The organism is Treponema sp. OMZ 855, assembly GCF_024181145.1.
Classification (GTDB): Bacteria; Spirochaetota; Spirochaetia; order Treponematales; family Treponemataceae; genus Treponema.
On the sequence record NZ_CP051194.1, the window covers coordinates 2,056,512 to 2,075,132 of the forward strand.

At 47.2% G+C, this 18,621-nt stretch carries 15 protein-coding genes; 11 read left to right on the top strand and 4 right to left on the bottom strand.

All coding sequences use genetic code 11. The annotated features are described in order from the left end of the window. Positions 1-89: 89 nt before the first annotated feature. Positions 90-473 (bottom strand): VOC family protein, encoded by a 384-nt coding sequence (locus E4N65_RS09255; RefSeq protein ID WP_253672932.1) that lies wholly within the window; start codon positions 471-473, stop codon positions 90-92. 604 nt (positions 474-1,077) lie between these two features. Here E4N65_RS09255 and dxs point away from each other — a divergent pair. The 11 genes from dxs to E4N65_RS09310 all read left to right on the top strand — a co-directional run bounded on the left by dxs (position 1,078) and on the right by E4N65_RS09310 (position 15,011). Next, positions 1,078-2,949 (top strand): 1-deoxy-D-xylulose-5-phosphate synthase, encoded by a 1,872-nt coding sequence (dxs, locus tag E4N65_RS09260; RefSeq protein ID WP_253672934.1) that lies wholly within the window; start codon positions 1,078-1,080, stop codon positions 2,947-2,949. 786 nt (positions 2,950-3,735) lie between these two features. Next, positions 3,736-4,791: an aldose epimerase family protein gene (locus E4N65_RS09265; RefSeq protein WP_044015157.1), complete on the top strand. Its 1,056-nt coding sequence runs from the start codon at positions 3,736-3,738 to the stop codon at positions 4,789-4,791. A gap of 170 nt (positions 4,792-4,961) precedes the next feature. Continuing rightward, positions 4,962-5,576, top strand: a complete 615-nt coding sequence (locus E4N65_RS09270; protein ID WP_253672936.1) for a V-type ATP synthase subunit E — start codon at positions 4,962-4,964, stop codon at positions 5,574-5,576. Between the two features lie 3 nt (positions 5,577-5,579). Beyond that, the gene (locus tag E4N65_RS09275; RefSeq protein WP_253672938.1) at positions 5,580-6,125 is read left to right on the top strand and encodes a hypothetical protein; all 546 of its coding nucleotides are present in this window, start codon (positions 5,580-5,582) and stop codon (positions 6,123-6,125) included. Further along, positions 6,122-7,915 carry a V-type ATP synthase subunit A gene (locus E4N65_RS09280; protein WP_253672940.1) on the top strand — a complete coding sequence of 598 codons (1,794 nt, stop codon included), beginning with the start codon at positions 6,122-6,124 and terminating at the stop codon, positions 7,913-7,915. Before E4N65_RS09275 ends, E4N65_RS09280 begins: the two co-directional genes overlap by 4 nt. Then, positions 7,896-9,215, top strand: coding sequence for a V-type ATP synthase subunit B (locus tag E4N65_RS09285; RefSeq protein ID WP_253672942.1), 1,320 nt, complete (start codon positions 7,896-7,898; stop codon positions 9,213-9,215). Before E4N65_RS09280 ends, E4N65_RS09285 begins: the two co-directional genes overlap by 20 nt. A gap of 39 nt (positions 9,216-9,254) precedes the next feature. Beyond that, on the top strand, positions 9,255-9,872 hold the full coding sequence (locus E4N65_RS09290) for a V-type ATP synthase subunit D (RefSeq protein ID WP_162664304.1): 618 nt from the start codon (positions 9,255-9,257) through the stop codon (positions 9,870-9,872). Beyond that, positions 9,869-11,788, top strand: a complete 1,920-nt coding sequence (locus E4N65_RS09295) for a V-type ATP synthase subunit I (protein ID WP_253672944.1) — start codon at positions 9,869-9,871, stop codon at positions 11,786-11,788. Before E4N65_RS09290 ends, E4N65_RS09295 begins: the two co-directional genes overlap by 4 nt. A gap of 54 nt (positions 11,789-11,842) precedes the next feature. Beyond that, the gene (locus E4N65_RS09300; protein WP_044015146.1) at positions 11,843-12,265 is read left to right on the top strand and encodes an ATP synthase subunit K; all 423 of its coding nucleotides are present in this window, start codon (positions 11,843-11,845) and stop codon (positions 12,263-12,265) included. Positions 12,266-12,455: 190 nt separating this feature from the next. After that, entirely contained in the window at positions 12,456-14,255 is a 1,800-nt protein-coding gene (locus tag E4N65_RS09305) for a hypothetical protein (protein ID WP_253672946.1), read from the top strand. A gap of 123 nt (positions 14,256-14,378) precedes the next feature. After that, positions 14,379-15,011 (top strand): DUF421 domain-containing protein, encoded by a 633-nt coding sequence (locus E4N65_RS09310; RefSeq protein ID WP_044015140.1) that lies wholly within the window; start codon positions 14,379-14,381, stop codon positions 15,009-15,011. A gap of 77 nt (positions 15,012-15,088) precedes the next feature. Here the strand turns inward: E4N65_RS09310 and E4N65_RS09315 are convergent, their stop codons facing one another. Genes E4N65_RS09315 through E4N65_RS09325 form a run of 3 tightly spaced genes read right to left on the bottom strand, consistent with a single transcriptional unit; the run spans position 15,089 to position 18,604 of the window. Further along, positions 15,089-15,721, bottom strand: coding sequence for a shikimate kinase (locus E4N65_RS09315; RefSeq protein ID WP_044015138.1), 633 nt, complete (start codon positions 15,719-15,721; stop codon positions 15,089-15,091). Positions 15,722-15,743: 22 nt separating this feature from the next. After that, positions 15,744-16,466, bottom strand: a complete 723-nt coding sequence (locus tag E4N65_RS09320) for a YkgJ family cysteine cluster protein (RefSeq protein ID WP_253672947.1) — start codon at positions 16,464-16,466, stop codon at positions 15,744-15,746. Beyond that, entirely contained in the window at positions 16,463-18,604 is a 2,142-nt protein-coding gene (locus tag E4N65_RS09325) for a methyl-accepting chemotaxis protein (RefSeq protein WP_253672948.1), read from the bottom strand. The genes E4N65_RS09320 and E4N65_RS09325 overlap by 4 nt, the downstream gene beginning before the upstream one ends. Positions 18,605-18,621 lie beyond the last annotated feature (17 nt).

Sequence of the window (18,621 nt, forward strand, 5' to 3'; positions counted from 1 at the left end):
TACACAGTGATGATTGAGGATTGATGATAAAATACTCATGGATTATATTCCCGTAATCTTGATATTCAATGCCGTTAGCATATACCAGATTATACCGTAATTTCAATTTGATTATCTTCAATGGCGACAATACAACTTTCATAGTATCCGTCTCCGGTAGTCCGCGGCCCGCTTACAACTTCGTATCCGGCGTTTTTAAGCCTTTCAGTTAAGGCATCAACAGCATCTTTGCTTCCGACGGAGAATGCAATATGGATGTACCCTGTACGCGCAAGTGTTTTCTCACAATCAGCTACATGAGGCTTTTTCATAATTTCCAATCGTGCACCTTCATCAAAGGTGATAAAATATGAGCGGAAATCGGTCGTTTTATTATGGTATCCGGTATTGGGATGTCCGCCAAAATAGTCAACAAAAAAGTCTTTTGCTTTTTCCAAATCATTGACATACATGGCAATATGTTCAATTTTCATTTTCGGCTTCCGTATTGTCATTGGGGTAATTGTTTTTACTTCCTTATTATGCGGATTTTATGCATTTCTTCAATATTTATTCAGCACTATTTGTGCATTTCTTCATTATTTTAAGATATGCCATGGTAATTTCAATCTATTCAATCTTTATTTTTTTCCTCGATCTGAGAAACCAGCGGCTCTGTTCCTCCCCTACTCTGGTATAAAAAAACAAGAAAAAACGGCTGCCTTGACTTTTTACTGCTGTTCGGCTATTATCTCCTATCTTTATAAATAAGGAGTGTGTTCACGTGCCCTGCGGAAAAAAACGGAAGCGACAGAAAATAGCAACGCATAAACGAAAGAAGAAGCTTCGAAAGAATAGACATAAGAACAAGTAACCTCTAAAAATATCATTACGCTTTTTAGAGGTTTTCAATAATCTTGTATCCTTCTCGATTATACCGGTATACCGGTGTATAAAGTATATAAGAGGGATGTTTTGTGATTTTGCAAGATTATTACAGGCGTATTGTTCTATCGCTTTTATTACGGTGAGAAAGGGCTTTGTTGAGTATCTTCACAGCCCTTTTTTTATGTACCCAGCAGTTCACTGAACATATACATGGATAAAAACGTACTCTTATCAATACGAGAACCGAAAGACCTGCAATCTCTTTCAAGAGAGGAACTTCGTATATTAGCGCATGAGATGCGCAGCATTATTTTGGAAACGGTAGGCGCAAACGGTGGACATCTTGCCAGTAACCTCGGAGTTATTGAATTAACCATTGCGCTGCATCGGGTATTTTCAAGTCCCAAAGACGCAATCATCTGGGATGTGGGGCATCAATCCTATCCTCATAAGCTCCTAACCGGACGGTATGATAATTTTTCGACACTCCGCTTAAAGGACGGCCTCGCAGGATTCCCAAAACGGGAAGAAAGCCCCCATGATGCATTTAATACGGGACATGCCTCCACCTCAATTTCGGCCGCCGAGGGGATTCTTATCGGGCGAAAGCTGCAGCACCAAAACGGAAAGGTTATCGCTGTTATCGGTGATGGGGCTTTAAGCGGAGGCATGGCCTTTGAAGCACTCCTAAATGTTACCCCGTATACAAAGAATTTGGTTGTTATCCTCAACGATAATAAGATGTCCATCTCTCCAAATATACGAGCCGTTTCCGAATACCTCAGCCGTTTAACCGTGCGGAAAGGATACCAGCAGTTTAAGTACATCTTTGATACCGCTGTCGGCAAAATTCCGTTTTTAGGCAGGCGTATTAACTTTTTGATTCACCGGCTAAAGCGGGGCGCCAAGGGGATTTTTTACAGGAACAATCTTTTTACCGATCTCGGATTTGAATATGTCGGGCCGCTGAACGGGCATAACGAAAAAGAACTTGAAAAAGTATTCCGTAATGTCAAAAATATTGATGCGCCGGTGCTTATTCATATTGAAACAAAGAAAGGGAAAGGCTACCCGCTTGCGGAAGATGATCCCTCCGCTTTCCACGGTATCGGACCGTTTAATATTGCCGATGGGAAAATTGAAAAAGCGAGTACCAACTCTTTTACCGAAGCATTTTCCCGGATTATCACCGAGGAAGCGGCAAAGCGGAAGGATATTGTAGCGATTACCGCTGCAATGGCGCAGGGAACAGGGCTTCAACAGTTCCAGCAGCAGTATCCCGAGCGCTTTTTTGACGTTGGTATCGCCGAACAGCATGCGGTAACCTTTGCCGCAGGGCTGGCCGCGGCCGGTTTACGGCCTATCGCAGCCATTTACAGTACGTTTTTGCAGCGGGCAATCGATCAAATCATCCATGACGTTGCACTGCAAAAACTGCCGGTTATCTTTGCGATAGACCGTGCGGGAGCTGTCCCCTATGACGGCGAAACTCACCAAGGTTTTTATGACATCTGCTTTTTGCGCAGTATCCCCAATATGACGGTGCTTGCTCCCGCCTCGGCAGCGGAAATGCGGGCGATGTTTGAATGGGCATTGCAGTTGGATGCACCGGTTGCAATACGGTACCCTAAAAATACATGCGCAGCGGAATGCCCTGCATTTTCGCTTCCGATGGAAACCGGCCGCGGCGTGTTCACCGTAACGGCGGAACACAGCGATGTACTGCTGGTGTGCACCGGCGGTATATACCCGGAAACAGCCGAAGCGGCAGCACTCCTTAGACAAAAAGGGATATCCGCTGATATATACAATCTCCGCTTCTTAAAACCCATCGACGAAGCTTTTTTCTTGGAAAAAACCCAAAAATACCCAGCCGTACTCTTTATCGAAGACGGCGCATATATCGGCGGTGTCGGGCATTATCTGGAAGGTCTGGTTCAAAAACAACTTTCAGGCATAAAAACCGCAGTACGCGCTTTTCCCGACACGGTCTTTATGCAGGGCTCGCGGCAGGATGTTCTTGAATGCGCCGGACTAACCGGTGAACAGCTTGCCAAAACGGCAGCGAGTCTCTGCCGTTAAGATACGAAACAGCAATCGCACAGCCCTCCTTTTAAAACGCAGATGCGCCGCCCCCAGCGCTTTTGCAAATAGCCTGTCCGGCAGTGTACATCCGTGTACACTGCTGGACGCGAGTTTTTGCTCACGCAAAAACATCGCTACTGCTTAGCTACCCCGCCATCCATGGCGGTAATGATACGTTGAGCGGCGGCACGGATGCCGCTCACCTTAACCGTCAAGTTTTCTTTCGAAAACTTGCGTATTGATGTGTGCGCTTTTCGCGCACGAATGCAACAGTTTCCAAAATTCATATTTTGTTCAACTGTTGCATTTTGAGGAAATCAACAACCCCGACGCAAGCGTCGGGGTATGTTGTTCTCATAAGGTGGTTGCAGTCGGCTTTAATACCCTTTGTTACGACGCAAGCGTCGGGGTATTAAACTCTCCGCACGAATAAAATTTCGCACATTTTTCCAGCAAAGGGGGAAACACATCAGGCAAAATAGATAAAAATCGCGGAAAAATTGAGACTGTGAGACCATTTGAACCATCTTCAACTGTTGTACATCCGTGTACAACAGTTGAAGGCGAGTTTTGTGTACGCACAAAACATCGCTGCTGTATGGAACTACTGCCATCCTTGGCAGTTCTGGTCGAATAGTCTCAATTTTTCCGCGGGGGTGTTAAAAAAACGGCCTGATGCGTTTCCCCTGCATATTTTCAAAAGCATCCTTGTAAATTTGTGGAAATGCTTGTACAATAAATACAAGCATTTGCTTTTTTTGCAGGTAACTTTGGGCAGGTATTATGGAAGTAAAGAAAGAGCGGTTCGGGATGCTGTCATCGGGAGATGCGGTATCGATTTTTACGGTTTCTAATGGCACAATGTCGTTTTCGGCAATCGATTACGGCTGCTGTATTACCGCGATTTTATTACCCGCAGCAAAGGGCGGATATGACGATATCGTGCTCGGTTATTCAACGCTCGAAGGATATATCCGCAATAAACCTCATTTCGGTTCTATTGTCGGACGATGTGCAGGCAGGATTTCAAATGCCCGCTTTTCTATAGAAGAAAAATGCTATACACTGACCCGTAATTCAGGCGGAAAACACTGTCTGCACGGCGGCTATCCTGCGTATGACCGGCAGCTGTGGCAAGCGGAACCTATTTCCGGCAACGATGAGGCGGGCATCCGTTTTTCCAGAATAAGCCCCGACGGAGAGCAAGGCTTTCCCGGTGAAGTTCGGCTGACCGTTTCGTATACCCTCAACAAAAACAATACTATCACGCTTCGGTACGAAGCTCATACAACAAAGACAACACCAATCAATCTGACAAACCATACCTATTTTAATCTCAATCCTGCCGGAATGGAGGCGGACGGCGGCTATATTTCGGCTTTGAATCATCAAGTACAGCTTTTTGCAAGCTGTTATGCAGAGGTTGACGCTTTGCTTATACCGACCGGTAAGTTGGTGCCGGTAGCAGGGACGCCGTTCGATTTCCGTACGCCGAAGCTGTTATCGCAGGATTTTGCTCAATTGAAAAACGGCTATGATGACACATGGCTGCTTGATGCAGACAGCACGGACAACGTTCCGCTTGCTGCGGTTGTAACGGAGCCGGCGACAGGCAGGGCGCTGCGTATTTATTCAACACAGCCGGCAATTACGATGTACACCGGAAATTTTTTAAACGGAGAGCAGGGAAAGAACGGCGATGTGTACAATAAACATTCTGCTGTGTGCCTTGAAACACAGCATATACCGGATTCGCCCAATCGTCCTGAATTCCCTTCCGTATGGGTGCATCCCGGCGAAGTATATCGGCACGAAACGCAGTGGCGCTTTACCGTTTAGCGGTAAGGAGTAAACAGCGCACAATTGGGAATAGATACTATCGGGGTTATAACGATACCGGATAAATGCTATACTTATAGTTGAGATTGATATAATAGAAACTGATTGAGCCTGTTATAGAATCGATACAAACAATATGACGATACATACATAAGAGAGGTGAGTTGATTATGGAAGTTCAGTTACAGGATCTTGTTGAAAAGATCAAGCAGGACGGTATTGCTTCTGCTGAACAGCAAGCTGCGGGTATCATTGCCGAAGCGAAGAAAAAGGCAAAGGCTATCGTTGCGGATGCGGAAAAAGAGGCTGAAACCTTGTTGAAGAAGACTGAAGTCGAATCCCAACGGTTTACAAACGCTTCGGAGGCTGCCGTTAAACAGGCTTGCCGCAATGCGCTCATCGCCTTTAGAGAAGGAGTTACCGCTTCTCTCGATGCCCTCATCAAAGCGGAAACCGCAGCGGCATATAACAGCGATGTACTCAAAACGCTCATTCCCGAAGCGGTAAAGGGCTGGATTAAAACAAACGAAGCCGATATTTCCGTTGTTCTTTCTCCCGAAGATGCACAAAAGCTGGAAAGCGCTTTGCTCGCTGCGTTTAAGAAAGAAGTTGAAAAAGGCATCGAGGTTAAATCCGATGCGCAGCTTGCAGGCGGCTTTAGAATCGGGGTAAAGGACGGTTCGGCATACTATGATTTCTCTGCGGAATCGGTCGCCGATTTGTTCTCCGCCTATATCAGCTCACGCGCTGCACGCCTGTTGAAGGATGCGGTAAAGGAGTTATAAGGAGTGACTTCATACTATTATTTGATGGCTCAGCTGCCGTCAATTATGCCGCACACCGACCCGCCGCTTTCTTACGCGCAATTTAAAGAGCTTGCCCTGCGGTTTTTAACTGAAAAAGATGCCGCCGTGCTGGAATCTTTAACGCTTGTTCCGCCCCGCGAGGCTGTCCATACGGCTTCTGCTGTGGTGAACGAATGGTATGCGTTTGAACAAGAACTGCGGTTTGCGCTTGAACAAATGCGCGCTGCAAAGCTGAAACGGGATGAGCGGATTGCTCCGGCAGAAACACCTGCTTCCGCCTTTGATATCGGCGCTATTGTGCGCGGGGTTTCCAACATCGATGACCCCTTAGCGGCGGAACGGTATTTGCTGAATGCGCGGCTTGCGGCGGCAGATCAGCTGCGGAAACTGCATTTCTTTGATAGCGAAGCGGTTTTCGGCTATGGAATTGTATTACTGTTGAGCGAACGGGCTTCAAAATTTAAGATGGAAACCGGCCGCACAGAATATCACTCAATTTATACACAAATTCTCGGAGAAAAGATATGAGAGGAACGAAAGGAAAGGTAGTCGGTATTAACGGGAATATGGTCAGCGTTGAGTTTGACGGTCTGGTTACGTTAAACGAAGTTGGCTACGTCCATATCGGCGACACCAAATTGAAGAGCGAGATCATCCGTATACGCGGCTCCGTTGCTCAGATGCAGGTATTCGAAATTACCAAGGGTATCCGCGTCGGTGATGAAGTTGAGTTTACCGGCGATCTCTTGTCGGTTGAACTCGGGCCGGGACTGCTCGGCAGAGTGTATGACGGTTTGCAAAACCCGCTCCCCGACCTTGCAGAAAAGGCGGGCTACTTTTTGGAGCGCGGTATCTATTTGAATGCGCTTTCTACCGAAGCAAAGTGGGATTTTACACCGGTTGCACAGGTCGGCGATACGCTCGTGCGCGGCGATGTGCTGGGAACCGTGCCGGAGGGGAACTTTACCCACCGGATTATGCTTCCCTTCGGTATGTACGGCACATACACGCTTTCTTCCATTAAACCGGCAGGACAGTACACCGTACACGAAACCATTGCGGAAGTAACCGACGAACGCGGAAAAAAGTATCCGCTTACGATGAGCTTCCGCTGGCCGGTAAAGCGTGCAATCGACTGCTATGCCGAACGGCTCAAGCCATCCGAAACGCTTGTTACCAAAATCCGCACCGTAGATACCTTCTTCCCGGTAGCAAAGGGCGGTACCTACTGTATTCCGGGACCGTTCGGTGCCGGTAAAACCGTTTTACAGCACGCAACCAGCCGTAACGCAGAGGTTGATATCGTTATCATCGCTGCCTGCGGTGAGCGCGCCGGTGAAGTTGTAGAAACCTTAAAAGAATTCCCTGAATTGATCGACCCCCGCACGGGACGCACCTTGATGGAGCGGACGGTTATCATCTGTAATACATCATCGATGCCGGTTGCGGCGCGCGAAGCTTCGGTTTATACCGGCGTAACCCTTGCCGAATACTACCGCCAGATGGGGCTTGACGTTCTGCTCCTTGCAGACTCCACCAGCCGCTGGGCGCAGGCCTTGCGCGAAATGTCCGGACGCTTGGAAGAAATCCCCGGTGAAGAAGCCTTCCCCGCCTATTTGGAATCCTACATTGCAGCATTCTATGAGCGCGCCGGTATTGTCCGCTTAAAGGACGGCAGCAAAGGCTCCGTAACGATCGGCGGTACAGTTTCCCCCGCAGGCGGTAACTTTGAAGAGCCTGTTACGCAGGCAACGCTGAAAGTTGTCGGCGCCTTCCACGGTCTTTCCCGCGAACGCTCTGATGCCCGTAAATATCCCGCCATCCACCCGCTCGATTCATGGTCAAAATACCCGAGCGTACTCGGCACGGCGCAGGTGGAATACGGCAGAGGAATGCTCCGCCGCGGTACCGAGGTCGAACAGATGATGAAGGTTGTCGGCGAAGAAGGTACCAGTATGGAAGACTTTATCGTCTATTTGAAGGGCGACTTCCTCGACGCGGTTTATTTACAGCAAAACTCCTTCGATAAGGTTGACGATGCCGTTTCCGTAGAGCGTCAGCGCTACATTTACAAACTGATCCTGCGCATATTGGGTTCTCAATTCTCCTTTAATACCAAGGATGAAGCCCGCGCGTACTTTAACAAGCTGCGCCAGTCCTTTATCGACTATAACTATTCGCCGTGGGAATCGCCGGAATTTAAGAAGCATGAAGCTGCTATTACCGGAGCGCTTACCGATAAGGCAACAGGGCTTGATGAAAAAGCGGCAAAACTCATAAAAGAAGCGGAGGCACATCATGAAGAAAGTGTACAGTAAGATTGAATCCATTAACGGTTCGGTTATAACCGTCAAGGCTGAAGATGTGTCCTACGGGGAGCTTGCGCAGGTACAGACAAGCTTTGGCGCCTCACTTGCACAGGTCAATAAGTTGGATGGCGGTCTTGTTTCGCTACAGGTATTTGCAGGCGGACGCGGTGTTTCCACCGGTGATGAAGTACGCTTCCTCGGCAGGGAAATGCAGGTAAGCTTTTCCGATGACTTACTCGGGCGTATCTTTAACGGTTCAGGCGAGCCGCGCGACCAAGGCCCGATGCTCAAAGATAATATGGTAGAAATCGGTGGCCCGTCCGTAAACCCGTCCAAACGTATCATGGCAAAGCGGATGATCAGAACCGGTATTCCGATGATCGACGTATTCAACACCCTCGTGGTTTCCCAGAAGCTGCCGATTTTCTCAAGCTCCGGTGAACCCTACAACGAACTGCTCGCACGTATCGCAATGCAGGCTGAGGTTGATGTCATCGTACTCGGCGGTATGGGGCTTAAATACGACGACTACCTCTATTTTAAGGACACGTTGGAAGAAGCAGGCGCGCTGAGCCGCACGGTGATGTTCGTACACACTGCCGCCGACCCGACGGTAGAATGTTTGATGATCCCCGATATGTGTCTTGCAGTCGGCGAGCAATTTGCACTCAAAGGCAAGGATGTCCTCGTCCTTTTAACCGATATGACCAACTTCGCCGATGCGATGAAGGAAATTGCCATTATACAGGAGCAGGTTCCGTCAAACCGCGGTTATCCCGGCGATCTTTACAGCCAGCTTGCCGCCCGCTACGAAAAGGCGGTTGACTTTGACGACGCAGGTTCGGTTACCGTTCTTGCCGTTACCACCATGCCCGGCGACGACGTAACGCACCCCGTTCCCGATAACACCGGATATATCACCGAAGGTCAGTTCTATCTTAAACACGGACGCATCGAACCGTTCGGAAGTCTTTCCCGTCTCAAGCAGAACGTCAACGGCAAGACCCGCGAAGATCACCGTGCACTTATGGACAATATGATCAAGCTCTATGCTTCCTACAAGGACACGCTTGAGAAAAAATCGATGGGCTTTATGATGAGCGAATGGGACGGCAAGCTGCTGAAATACGGTGAGCTTTTTGAATCCCGCATGATGGATTTGTCGGTAAACATTCCGCTTGAGGAAGCGCTCGATAATGGATGGAAGATTCTTTCGTCCTGCTTTACTCCTGAGGAAACCGGTATTAAGTCCGATTTGATCAAAACCTTCTGGCCCAAGGATGCGCAGAACAATCCCGCTGCGGATTAATGCGTTTCCTTCTATATTATAAGATTATAAGGAATAGCGATGGCTATTAAACTGACGAAAAACGAGCTGAAAAATCAAAAAGAATCGCTTAAGATGTTCCAGCGGTACTTGCCGACGCTTCAGCTTAAAAAACAGCAGCTGCAAACCGAGATCCGCACGATTGAGACGCATGCAAAAGAGGTTCGGCTGAACCGCGATGCGCTGCACAAGGAGTTTGAGCAGTGGATTGCCGTCTTCGGTGAAGCGGGAGTCTTTACGCCTGAAATCCTCAAGGTGAAAGAAGTGCGTACCTCGACGGGAAATATTGCCGGTGTTTCGATACCGGTATTTTCCGGGGCGGACTTTGAACGCAGCAGCTACGATCTTTTTACAACGCCGCTCTGGCTCGACATTGCCTGCGACCGGATGGAGCGGGTTTTATCGCTCGATCTTGAAGCTCAAATCCTCGACGAACAGGTGGCACGGCTCAACAACGAACTGCGTACCACAACGCAGCGTGTCAACTTGTTTGAAAAGGTAAAGATACCGGAAACAAAGCGGAACATCAAAAAGATTTCCGTGTATCTGGGCGATCAGCAGGTAGCGGCGGTTGTGCGCGGGAAGATTTCCAAGAAAAACTTGGAAAAGAACGCTCCGGATGAGGAGGAAACAGCATGATTTTACCGATGAAAAAACTGACGCTCCTTGTGCTGGATTCTCAGAAAAAGGCAGCGTTAAAAACACTGCGGAACTTCGGTGCGGTGCATATTGAGAAGGAAGCCGCTTCAAGCGATACCTTGACGGAATTGCAGAACACGTATGCGAGATTGCAGCAAGCGGAAGCACTGATTACCGAATCAAAGCCGAAAAAAGCGGAAAAAACAAAGACTGAAACGCTTACGTTGAACCGAAATGACTTATTGCAGGCAGTTGACGAGATTCTTGAGCTTAAAGACCAAGAATCAAATACACGGGCTGCTATCAATAAGCTAACCGGCGACATCGAAGCATACAGTTCTTGGGGTGATTTTGATCCCGAAGATATACGCAGCTTTGAAGAAAACAGCATCTATTTGACGATAGGCGAACTTCCGGAAAAATCATATGCAGCACTGCCTGAAACCATTAAAACGGTACGGCTTGCAGGCGGCAAAAAAACAGTCCGCTTTGCCATAGTGTCCGAAACCGCAGATGTTCCTGCCGATTTGCCGTCCGATTTTAGTCCGCTTATTTTACCGGATATGCGGCTTTCGGCAATGCATACCGAAAGGGAACGGCTGCAAAAACAGCTGCCCTCATTCAAAGCAAAGATTGGGGCACGGACTGAATTGCTTGCGCCGTTAAAGGCAGAGGCAAAAAAGCTTGCAAAAGAGATTGAGTTTGAAACCGTACATGCCGGTATGGAGATTATCCCGCTTGATGAAGATACGGCAGAGATTCCCGGCGCTGCCGATACCGCTGTAACGCTTACGGCAGCCGATACCGGTAAAAAAGAGCCGAGACGGCTTGCACGGCTTTCCGGTTATATCCTTGCTGAAAAACAAGCTGATTTTGCAGGGCTTGCAAAGGCAAACGGCTGGGCGTTTATTGCAGATGATCCTGCTGAAGAAGATGCCGTCCCGACTGCAATGCGGCATAACCGGTTTGTCCAGCTGCTTACCCCGCTGACGGACTTCCTCGGTACGGTACCGGGCTACCGCGAACCCGATATTTCGCTGTGGTTCCTGCTCTTTTTCGGTATCTTCTTTGCGATGATTTTTGGGGACGCAGGCTACGGCGGCATCCTCGTGATCTTGTCGCTCATCGGAATCGTCAAAGCAAAAGCGAAGGAGCAGCCCGCTCCGCTTGCCATGCAGATGTTCCTCTACCTCGGTGTCCTCACCGTTATCTGGGGGACTGCAACCTGCAACTGGTTCGGCATCTCGGTGGAGTACATCCCCGCATGGCTGAAAAACCTGTCCGTACCGGCTATCTCGAACGCGACTGAGGCGACTGTCAGGAATGCCAACTTGATGCAGTTCTGTTTTACACTCGGTCTTATTCAGCTGACAATCGGACATCTTATCTCGATTGTGCGGAATATCCGTTCCCCGCAAATACTGGGGCACATTGGTTCGATTGCAATGCTGTGCGGTATGTATGTCGTGGTGTTAAGCCTTGTTGTCAGCCGTGAGCGGTATCAGATTAATCAGCCGGTACTGATTGCGATCGGCTGCGGATTTGCGCTCAACTTTATTTTTTCAAATTATCAAACCGGTATCGGGCAGAGTATTGTTGACAGCCTTAAAAATATCATCACGATGTTCTTAGGGGTGGTAAACGTCTTTGCCGATATTATGAGCTATATCCGCCTTTGGGCAGTCGGGCTTGCAGGTTCTGCAATCAGCGCGACAGTCAACCAGATGGCGGGGCCGGCACTCGGCAGCTTCCTCATCTTTTTGGGTGTGCTGCTGTTATTCTTCGGACACGGTTTAAACTATATTATGAACGTACTTTCGGTCATCGTACACGGAGTGCGGCTTAATACATTAGAGTTTTCAAACCATGTCGGGCTAACATGGGCAGGGTTCAAATACGAACCTTTTGCAGAATAATTAAATAAGAAGAACAACTTCTTATCGTGTAGATTATCAATTTGGAGGATTTCAATGAGTTTTGGTATGTTTGGTGCAGCAGCTGCACTCGGTATTTCGGCATTCGGATCGGCATTAGGGCTTGCTATCGCAGGACAGGGCACAATCGGAGCATGGAAGCGGTGTTATTTGAATAATAAACCGGCTCCCTTCATCCTCCTCGCATTTGCAGGCGCCCCGCTCACGCAGACTATTTACGGCTTCTTGCTGATGAACACAATGCTTACTTCAAAAGCGGATCCATGGTTCCTGTTAGGTGTCGGTGTTGCGTGCGGTCTCGGTATTGCAGCTTCCGCTATTGCACAGGGCAAGGCTTCCGCAGCAGGTTCTGATGCGCTTGCGGAAACCGGTAAGGGCTTCGGTCAGTACATTACCGTTGTCGGTCTTTGCGAAACCGTCGCGTTGTTCGTTATGGTTTTCGGACTGATTAACTGCTAACAGTGGTGCTCAAACGGATTTCGGCTTCTGCCGGAATCCGTTTTTTGTTTTAAACCCTCGCACAAATAAAAGAACTTATTTACCTCACTCTTTACCCATAAAAACTTCTTTTCACATATTTTTTTTCACTTTTTTTCCAAAAACATAAAAATTATTAGCCGAAACGCCGTTGATGTCGCATAAAAGGGGCATGAACCTTATAAAATTTTATCACGGCATCAAGCGTATGCCGACCCTATTGTGTATGTTTGTTACCCTCTTCGGATGCGTTTCTACGCAAGTCCACGGGCAACAATCGCTTTTTGACCGGCTAACCAATGACCGTTTTATATTCGGTCTACAAAACGGCGAGGAATACGATATCGATGAATACTCCAACGAAGATTCCGATGAGGATTCCGGCGCCGAGACGGATGAACACAATTTCGATAAAGCTTCCGAAACCGGATCGGAAACAGGCGGCGGACAACAGACGGACGAATCAACTGAGCAGCAACCGGATAAAGCGCTTACCCAACAAACGGACGAATCGGTCAAACAACAAATAGACAAAGCAGATTCCTCATCGGACGTACAACAGAATGATAAGGCTGATGCAAAACACACAGCCCCGGAACGCGACTATTTTTTCCAATATGTACACAGTGTTCATAAAGGTGCCCGGATTTCTGCCGGAGTCAGCGGACGCGGCTACATCGGTTATTTACAGCTTGAATCACCGATGCCCGTACCCTACTTTGAACTTTCGGTGAGGAATTTTGGTGTTGGGCTGCATCCGCTTGCAGCACTGCAATCTTCTTTTCCTAAAAAAAATATCCCGGCGCTTTTCCTCGGTGCAGGAAGCCTGACCTTTGATAGTTTCTTAAGAACGGCGCAGTTTTCCGGCTTTTCAAAAACAAAAGCAAGCTACGGCGGAGTCAAATTTCCGCGGGAACAGTTTATCGGTATCGGGAGCGGGCAAAAGGCTGTTCAATATGGGGTTGAAGTATACGGCAGCGGATGGAACGGAGTTTTTTTTGCAAGCCCCGAACCAAAGAAGCAGCGTATGCGGTACGGTCTTATAGGCGGCTGGCGTATGAATCAGAAAAAAGCTGATATCAACTTTGCCGTTCAATATCTTACCGCTTTTATGCCGGAATTGGTTAGGGAGGTAAAACCATCTTCCGCAGAGTCCTCAGGCATATATGGTGAAGATATCCGGCAGCGTTACCACACGCTTTTCGGTCTTAATGCCGTTTTTACTCATCCGATTGTCTCATTTTCGACAACCGGTTTTTGCAGCTATGCGGCAGACAAAACCGTTTCCGGCGCGGTACAAGCCGAAATCGATGCTTGGTATCGGTATGCGGGTATACGAACCGGCGGCAGCTATACCGGAGCGCGTGCCGTCAACTGGGATGGGAAGCAGCAAAACGAACAGATTACCGCTTTTATTCAGCCACACTTTAAGGTCGGTCTTTTCTCGCTGTCCGCGCTCTATGGGTTCAGTATGGAAGATAGAACAATGCTGCATAACGGAGGGCTTATTACACAGGTAAAACATGAAGTAATCCGTTGGAAGGCAAGCTGGGATTACCGCAATGAACTGCATACTATTAAAACGGAACTGATATGCATAAGCAAACCGAAATGGTTTAACGGCGTTCAATGGCTCCAAAAAGCAGCTGCCGGAGCTTCCGTTGAATTACAGGACAAAACCGCCAATCCGTTTATCTTAAAAAAGTATGCTATCCATATAAACGGTCATTTCTGCATTACCGACGGTATTTTTTGCGGTATCGCCGGTTCGTTTTCCCAAGCAGTACGGAAGGAAGAAACCGAAAATGAACGTCTTATATACCTGCAAAGTCCCGTGTACGGCGGCGGCGTATATGTCAGTTTTAAGCGAGACGGTATCGGAAAGGTACACTCCGGCAAATTGGAAGTTTCGGTAAGAAATGAAAAGCCGTATTACGATGTTAAGCTTGTGTATCAGATTCGCGGAAAGTGAAAAGCCCTTGATACACGTATTACTGAGTTTTGCTGTATACATTTAAAAAGAAAATGATATAATAGCTCAATTTATGAAGGAAGCGTACCATACAATTTTTCTAAATAATAGAGGAGCACATATATGGGGGTATTTTTACTAGTAACGATAAAGCTGCTCATCGGCTTCTTTGCAATGGTAGTAATCATAAACATATCAGGAAAAGGAAATTTAGCGCCATCATCAGCCAGTGACCAAATTATAAACTATGTGTTCGGTGGAGTTATGGGAGGCGCTATTTACAACAGTAGTGTTCGAATACCTGATTTTATTGTTGTTTTGTGCATTTGGTGCGTCTTTGTTCTATCGATGAAATGGGTAAAGAAACGTAATCTAAAGGCTAAGCAGCTTATAGACGGCAAGGCGTTAATTATAATCGATGACGGCAAAATAGATATCACAAATTGCAAGAAGGCTCGGTTATCGGCTCACGATGTAGCGTTTAAACTTCGTACAAATGGCATTTACTCATCAAAGGCTGTAAAGAGAGCTTTAGTCGAACAAAACGGGCAGTTCATTATCATACAGGCTGGTGAAGAAAATCCCAAGTTTCCCATTATTACGGATGGTCAGGTACAAAGTGATATTCTTAAAGTAATCGGGAAGGATGAAGAATGGCTTCTTGATGAACTAAAAAAGCAAGGTATAGGTGCATATAGCGACGTATTTTTAGGAGAATACGTGGACAAAACTTTGATAGTAACTCCGTATCAATAACGACAAGCTATGCCCTTAAAGAAATAAGAATTTTACCGTTTGCCGTATCTCACAAAAGATATATTAATTTACGATAATCAGCATTGCTCCGCTATCTTCTGAGCGGCGGCAGCGCAATCCAAGCCGGTCGTATCGATGATAAGGTTGCAGCTCCTGTGGTACAGTTCGGTGCGGCGCGTATACAATTCGGTAAACAGATGCCGAGCTTCCGCTTTTTGATCGGCAGGTAGAAAGCGTAAGAAAGCCGGATAATACCCTGTTTGCAGTGCATCGCGCGTCAGGCGTTCAAAAAGTACCGCTTCCGTTGCATAGAGGAATACCCGCAGCGGTATCGCCGCAACGATGGCAGACGCTTCGACATTATCGCAGATGCCGCCGCCCGCTGCAATGACAGCACAGTTTTCTACGGTTGCCCCCTGCCGTTTCTCAGCGGAGCCGTCGGTTGGCAGGGGCAAAGGTGTAGAGTGCCGCAACGGCTCGTCTGCAAAGGCACCCCAACCGCAGTCATGTAGAGCGCAGCATTCACGCAGGGCAACAGCTTCCGCAGCATGTAATGCGGATACCCCTCCTTGACGGCAAAGCTCCCGCGGCGTTAAACCGGTACGAACGCGGATAACTTCATCGGTGTCGTAAAAAGAGCAGCCGAGCTGTTCGGCAAGGAGTCTCCCTACGGAAGTCTTTCCTGAACGGCTCAAGCCTAAAAGTATCATGAAGTTCACGATAGCGGCAGTGCTAGGCACTTAACGGATGCGGTGAAGGACAATCGGGTTCGGGCGGTGTGATAAAGTGCAACAGCATTTTCAGCTTTTTAATCGCAGCGGGGAGCGCAATCCGCAGCGGACGGGGATGCGTATCATCAGGGTTCAGCGCCAAAAGACTTGACGAAGCGGCGCCCATATACGGCGGAACAGCACCGAATAATCGCATCATCTCCTCTTCTCCATATTGCCGTCCCGTTTGAACATCTTGCACCGTACCTGTCCCGTTGACAGGGGTACCGGAAATTCTGCCTGCTGCGTTACCGGCAACTACGGAAGGCTCCATATACCGGCACGGCTTCCAGCGGATACACCTGTCTTTACCGTGATCACCGGAAAAACCGAATAACCGGCATATCAGACACCGTCCGCCGTACACCGTGCAGTGATACGGGCTTTCGGGGTCAAACAGAACGCAGCCGTCGCCTCCGATAGAAGCATCACTGTCAGCTTCGGCGATGCGGTCTGCCCGCTCGCTCTGATTTTCCAGCATCCATGCTGCGAGATACAGCGCTTCAGCCTCATATACTTCAGGTTCAAAATGAACACAACAACTACCGCAGCCGTCAGGGCATTGCATGGGGCTCTTTGCCTTCCATATTTTTTGATCTGCGTCTATATCATTATACAACGAATCAACTGCCGTCAAAATATCATAGATCACAGTACCCGCAAATTTTTCCGCTTCTTTTATCATATCGTAAATTCTTTTACCTTATTCGCCAATATTTCGATACTTTCTTTATTTTTTTGCACCAGATCATTTACTTCTACAACGGCATTATTTATTTGAATAGCACCGGCAGACATCTCATCCATGCTGTTGGTAATAACCTGAGTCAATCCATCCAGTTTATTCATCTCCCGTGCAACTTCTCCGCTGCCCGAAAGCATTTCCGATGAACCGGCTTGTACCGTATTCGTAGTAATATTGATATCTTTAATCGCTGCCAATACTTCTTTATTCGCATTCATCTGATCTTGCATGGAACGCGTAATAAAGTCTTCCTGATCGGAAATTCTGGTCGCAAGTTCATATACCTTATCAAAGGTCTGTTCGGCACCGTTACCGGCAGCTATCAGCGTACGAATAATTTCAATAGATTCTTTCAGAACACCGCCGATTTGCTTTCCCTGTGCATTTGATTCTTCCGCAAGTTTACGGATTTCATCGGCAACAACCGCAAAACCTTTTCCGGTTTCTCCCGCATGGGCGGCTTCGATAGCGGCATTCATTGCAAGCAGGTTTGTCTGGCTTGCAATATTCTGAATGATCACACTTGCCTCCAAAAGCGAATCGGAGCGCTCCGCTATTTGCTGAACTACCGAGTTTGCCGTCTTAGCGCCGTTCTTCCCATCAAGAGTCATCGAATACATCTCTTTTATCAAATCATTATTTTTTTCAAGCGTTTGCGTAATAGTAACAATATTTGCAGCCATTTCTTCAACTGCAGAAGAAGAGTGCGCAACTGAATTTGCTTGTACTGTAATCTCTTTATCCAGTTCTTGAATTTGTGCAATAATATTTTCAACTACATTGCCGGTTTTTTGAACACTTGAAGCCTGGGTTTTTGCTTGCCGCTTAATACTTTCCACATTTGCGCTGATTTCGTTTATTGCACTTGCCGTTTCGGACATATTATTGTAGAGATCATCTCCCACATGCTGCATTGCCTTCGATTCATGGATAAGCGAATTAATCATACCGGCAACCTTATCCATTGTCGTATTAAAATCGATCATCAGACGGCCGATTTCATCATTTTTCTTAATGTAAAACCGTCCGGTCAGATCGCCGGATGCCATTTTTGCAAAGATAAGCTGCAGCTTTCGGAAATATCCTTTTACACGTTTTGAGAACCAGAAAATAAGCCAGAAAAATATAATCAGCATCCCCGTTCCCACTGCGGCCATACTGATAACGATTCGGTAAAAACTTTCCAATATCTCACTATTTTGCATCAATATCGCTATTTTCCATCCCAATTCATCAATAGCAAAAACCCGTACCCGCCACTGAATATTATCGATCGTAACAACTTTCGTTTCGATGCCGATATCTTGAAAATGTTTAAGGTATTGATTAACGGTACTATCCAGCTTTGTAAACACTAAATCCCGATGCATCGGATCGGCTAAAATAGTCCCGTCATTTTGGAACAACATTACATATCCTGTCTTGCCGACTTTTATCGAATCGATAAATGAAGTAAGCTGCTCAAGTTTTACCTCAAGCCCCAGATTTCCGATAAAACGTCCTTCCGGCGATAATACTTGTCTGGAAAAACAGATAACAGGTGCACCTATCGTTGACATATATGCAGGCGTCACAATCGTATCACCACCAGCAGCTTCCGCTTGTTGATACCATATACGCTTTCGCGGATCAAATCCCGCGCTGACGGTATCATCCCACGAACTGGCAAACCCGCCCCATTTTGACCCAAAAAAAACTTCCGCAATATCGGAATATCCGTTATAGATACGCTTAAACAGCGTTACCATCTCTTGCTCTATTTCGCCCTTCGACACATTTTTTAGTATCATATTCTGCTTTGTAGCCGTATAATTATTGAGGCTGGTATCAGCAACTTGCACGGTAGGATGCTCTGCAAGCATTTTTGCCGTATTTTTATTGTTTTCCATAAACAGCATAATTGTTTGCTCTATAAGAGAAAACTGCTGAGATGAAGTTCGATCGTATTGTTTTATATTAACCTGATATAGTTGAAACCCGATTATGGCACAGGCGCATATTATTACAATACACAGCGTAATGACACCGCTCAGCAAAATTTTAGTACGCAGAGACATATTCTTTTTTTTAGTATCCATTATTTCTCCTTAAATAA